Origin of the sequence: Falsiroseomonas oryzae (assembly GCF_027856955.1) — a bacterium.
In the GTDB taxonomy this organism is placed as follows: domain Bacteria; phylum Pseudomonadota; class Alphaproteobacteria; order Acetobacterales; family Acetobacteraceae; genus Falsiroseomonas; species Falsiroseomonas oryzae.
In genome coordinates this window covers 1-4,581 of record NZ_JAPSMD010000421.1, presented here as the reverse complement: position 1 = coordinate 4,581, position 4,581 = coordinate 1, and the positions used below count along the sequence as shown (strand labels likewise).

Sequence of the window (4,581 nt, the reverse complement as noted above, 5' to 3'; positions counted from 1 at the left end):
GGCCGCGCGCCTGGCGCGCGCGGCGTAAGGGCCGCGCGCTTGGCGCGCGCGGCGTAGGCCGGCGGCTGGCGCGGGCTATCGCACCCCGCGCCAGAACCGGTCCAGCGCCGCGTGGAACGCCTCCGGCGCTTCGTACATCGTCCAGTGCCCGGCGCCGGGGATGAGCTCCGCCACGGCATCGGGCCGCGACTCCCGCACCGCGGCGATGCGGGACGGGATGTGGCCGACGGCCACCTGGTCCAGCTCACCCCAGATCGCGGCCAGCGGCATGGCGGTGCGGGCCAGCGCCGCTTTCAGCTGGGTCGCGTTGGCGAAGCCGCGGCTGCGGAAGCGGGCCTGGACGGTGTTGCGTTCCTGGATCTCCAGCGCCAGCGGGTCGATCTTCGCGGCGTCCGCGATCATCAGGCTGTTGAGGTTGAAGCGGTGCGCCGCGACGCGCGCCGCGCCTTGCTTGTCGCGGATCTTCTCGAGCGGCACGGCGTTGCGTGCGAGCCCCAGCGAGCCGGCGCCGAGCAGGGCCAGGGTCCGGATCGCTGGCCCCAGCTCCGCCGCTGCATGTCCGGCCAGGTTGGCGCCGAAGGAGAAGCCGACCAGGTCCACGGCATGCCCGCCCGCCACGTGCGGCAGCCCCGCGGCGACGATGCGTGCGGCATGCGGCGGGTCGTGCGGCTCGTCCGGCATGGCGCTGTCGCCGAGGCCGGGCAGGTCTGGCACGATCACGCAGCGCCTGGCCGCGTAGTGCGGGATCTGCCGGATCCAGTGCCGCCAGGACCCGCTGCCGCCATGCAGCAGCACCAGCGGCGACCCGCCGGCGGGATTCCAGATGCGCCACACCATGCTGCCCGCGCCGCAGGGCGTCTCCACCCGCGTCGCGGCCGCGTCCAGTTCCTCGAGTATCGCCAGACTCATCCGTGCCCTGCCATGTGGCGCCCTGCCGCGGCTTTGCCGCGGGAGGCTGGACCGCGCAACCCAGGCCGGGCGCCAACCCGGGGCCCCCACGGCGGTGCGAAGCGACACACAGCAACGTCGTGGGGAACTTCAGTAGCTCCTGGGCAGGCCCAGCACGCGCTCCGCGATGTGGCAGAGGATCAGCTGCGGGCTGACAGGAGCGATACGCGGGATGAAGCTCTCGCGCAGCAGGCGTTCCAGGTGGAACTCCTGCGCATAGCCGTAGCCGCCGAGCGTCATCACCGCGGTCTGCGCCGCCTCGAAGCCGGCTTCGCCCGCCAGCCACTTGGCGGCGTTCGCCTCGGCGCCGCAGGGCAGCCCCTGGTCGTAGCGCCAGGCGGCCTGCATCGTCGCCAGCCGCGCCGCCTCCAGCTTCATCCAGCAGGCGGCGAGCGGGTGCTGCACGCCCTGGTTCATGCCGATCGGGCGACCGAACACCACGCGTTCCCTGGCATAGGACGCGGCGCGCGCGATGGCGGCCTGCCCGATGCCCACCGCCTCGGCGGCCACCAGGATGCGCTCGGGGTTCAGCCCGTGCAGGATGTAGTCGAAGCCGCGGCCTTCCTCGCCGATGCGGTCCCCCTCCGGCACCTCCAGCCCGTCGATGAAGAGCTGGTTCGAATCCACGGCGTGGCGGCCCATCTTCGGGATCTCGCGCACTTCCACCCGCGACCGGTCCAGCGCGGTGTAGAAGAGGCTCAGCCCCTCCGACCGCTTGCCCACCTGCTCCAGCGGCGTGGTACGGGCCAGCAGCAGCACGCGGTCCGCGACCTGCGCCGTGCTGATCCACACCTTCTGCCCATGCACCACGTAGCGGTCGCCCCGGCGCGCCGCGAAGGTCCGCAGCTGCGTCGTGTCGAGCCCGGTGTTCGGCTCCGTCACCGCGAAGCAGGCCTTCTCCCGCCCGGCGATCAGCGGCGGCAGCATGCGCGCCTTCTGCCCGGGCGTGCCGAACACCACCACCGGCATCGGCCCGAAGATGTTCATGTGGACCGCCGAGGCGCCGGTCATGCCGGCGCCGGATTGCGCGATGGCCTGCATCATCACCGCGGCCTCCGACACGCCGAGCCCGGCGCCGCCCACCTCCTCCGGCATGCAGATGCCGAGCCAGCCCTCGGCCGCCATCGCCTGGTGGAACTCCTGCGGGAAGCGGTGCGCCCGGTCCGCCTCCAGCCAGTAGGCATCGCCGAAGCGGGCGCAGAGCCTCTCCATCGCCTCGCGCACGGAACGCTGGGTGTCGGTCTCGGCGAAGTCCATGCGGCCTGCTTCCTGCGTCTCCCCGCGCGGCTGTCGCCGGGACACCCAGCGTGCCAGTCTCGGCGCCCGACGCAACCACACGGACCGCCCGATGCTGCAGCCGCCGCCCGCCGAACCCGGCATGCGCGAGGAGGAGGTGGACACCCCCGCCCTCCTGATCGATCTCGACGCCTTCGAGCACAACCTGGACACGATGGCGGCGCTGCTCGCCCCCACCGGCACGAAGCTGCGCGCCCATGCCAAGACCCACAAGTCGCCCGTGGTCGCGCTGCAGCAGATGCGGCGCGGCGCCGTCGGGCAATGCGTGCAGAAGGTGGCGGAGGCCGAGGCGCTGGCCTGGGGCGGCGTGCCCGACATCCTGGTCAGCAACGAGGTGATCGCGCCGCGCAAGCTGGCCCGCCTCGCCGCGCTGTCCGCCATCGCGAAGGTCGCCGTCTGCGCCGACGACGCGCGCGGCATCGCGGCGATCGAGCAGGCCGCCGAGGCCGCGGGCCTGCGCATGACCGTGTTGGTCGAGATCGATGTCGGCTCCGGCCGCTGCGGGGTGGAGCCCGGCCCGCCCGCCGTGGCGCTGGCCGAGCGCATCGCCGCCAGCCCGCACCTGATCTTCGGCGGGCTGCAGGCCTATCACGGCAGCGCGCAGCACCGCCGCACGCCGGAGGAGCGCCGCGCCGCCATCGCCGGCGCTGCGGAGGGCACGCGCCGCACGGTGGAGCAGTGCCGCCAGCGCGGCCTGGACTGCGCCATCGTCGGCGGCGCCGGCACCGGCAGCTTCGCGCTGGAAGCGGCCAGCGGCGTCTGGACCGAGATCCAGGCCGGCTCCTACGCCTTCATGGATGCCGACTATGCCCGCAACCAGGACCCGCCGCCCTTCCGCCAGGCGCTGTTCGTGCTGGCCCAGGCGATGAGCGCGCCGCGGCCGGGCATCGTGGTGCTGGATGCCGGGCACAAGGCCGTGCCGACCGACAGCGGCTTCCCGCTGCTGCACGGCTTCCCCGGCGCGACCTATGCCTCGGCCTCGGACGAGCACGGCACGGTGAAGGGCGAGGGGCTGCCGCGCCTCGGCGAGAAGGTCCGGCTGGTGCCCGGCCATTGCGACCCGACCGTGGACCGCTACGACTGGTATGTCGGCGTGCGAAAGGGGCGGGTGGAATGCCTCTGGCCGGTCGCCGGGCGCGGCGGGATGGCGTAGCGCCCGCCCTTGCGGAACGCGCCGATCGGGCAGACCTTCCGGGCAACGCACCGGGAGGGAACTCGATGTCCAGGATCGCACGCCGCGGGATGCTTGCGGCTGCCCTCGCCGCCGGGCTGTCGGGCGGCGCCGCCGCGCAGGGCTCGGCGCCCGCCTTCCCGACCCGGCCGGTCACCATGGTGGTGGGCTTCGCCGCCGGCGGCCCGGCCGACGTCATCGCGCGCCTGATCGCGCCGGGGCTGTCGGCCGATCTCGGCCAGCCGGTGGTGGTGGAGAATGTCGGCGGCGCCGGCGGCTCCATCGGCCAGGCGCGCATCGCCGCCGCGCGGCCGGACGGGCACGCCATCCTGTTCGGCAGCCTGGCCCAGGCGACCATCCCGACGCTCTATCGGCGCCTGCCCTTCGACCCGCTCGCGCTGGAGGCGCTCGGCATGGTGAACGAGGTGCCGATGGCCATCATCGCGCGCCGCAACTTCCCCGCGACGAACCTGGCGGAACTGGTCGCCGCGATCCGGCGCGAGGGGCGCAACCTGAACCTGGGCAATGCCGGCGTCGGCTCCACCAGCCACCTGTGCAGCCTGCTGCTGCTCTCGGCGGTCGGCACGCCGGTGACGCTGATCCCCTATCGCGGCAATGCGCTGGCGATGAACGACCTGATGGCCGGCACGCTCGACATCTCCTGCGACCAGACAACGAACAACGCGGAGCAGATCCGCGCCGGCACGATCCGCGCCTTCGCCATCACCACGCCGGCGCGCGCCGCCGCGCTGCCCGATGTTCCCACCACCGCGGAGGCCGGCCTGCCGGAGATGCGCATGTCCGGCTGGAACATGCTGTTCGCGCCCGCCGGCACGCCGCGCCCGGTGGTGGAGCGGCTGAACCGCGCCCTGCTGGCCACGCTGCGCGACGAGAACGTGGTGCGCCGGATGGGCGAGCTGGGCAGCCTGCCCGCCAGCGGCGAGCGCACCACGCCGGCCGGCGCCCAGACCTTCTGGCGCGCCGAGATCGAACGCTGGAAGCCGCTGATCGAGGCGGCCGGCCAGTACGCCGACTGACGCAGCCGCGCGCGGTCAGCGCAGTTCGGCGGTGCGGATCGTGCCGGTGCCGCGCGGCGTCGCCGGCAGCGTCCCGAGCGGCTGCACGCCGCGGTTGGGCGACGCGGCGGTGGCGGGGCGGGGCGCCGT

The 4,581-nt window shown here is 74.0% G+C and carries 4 protein-coding genes; 2 read left to right on the top strand and 2 right to left on the bottom strand.

Translation table 11 applies throughout. The features are described 5' to 3' along the window. Positions 1–75 precede the first annotated feature (75 nt). Both OZN99_RS26035 and OZN99_RS26030 read right to left on the bottom strand, forming a co-directional pair. Positions 76–909: an alpha/beta fold hydrolase gene (locus OZN99_RS26035; RefSeq protein WP_270938144.1), complete on the bottom strand. Its 834-nt coding sequence runs from the start codon at positions 907–909 to the stop codon at positions 76–78. Positions 910–1,038: 129 nt separating this feature from the next. Beyond that, a complete protein-coding gene (locus OZN99_RS26030; protein ID WP_270938143.1) occupies positions 1,039–2,205 on the bottom strand; it encodes an acyl-CoA dehydrogenase family protein in 1,167 nt (388 codons plus the stop codon). A gap of 91 nt (positions 2,206–2,296) precedes the next feature. Between OZN99_RS26030 and OZN99_RS26025 the strand changes: the two genes are divergently transcribed. Then, the gene (locus tag OZN99_RS26025) at positions 2,297–3,397 is read left to right on the top strand and encodes a DSD1 family PLP-dependent enzyme (RefSeq protein ID WP_270938142.1); all 1,101 of its coding nucleotides are present in this window, start codon (positions 2,297–2,299) and stop codon (positions 3,395–3,397) included. A 65-nt stretch (positions 3,398–3,462) separates the two neighbouring features. Continuing rightward, a complete protein-coding gene (locus tag OZN99_RS26020; RefSeq protein ID WP_270938141.1) occupies positions 3,463–4,452 on the top strand; it encodes a tripartite tricarboxylate transporter substrate-binding protein in 990 nt (329 codons plus the stop codon). Positions 4,453–4,581: the final 129 nt, after the last annotated feature.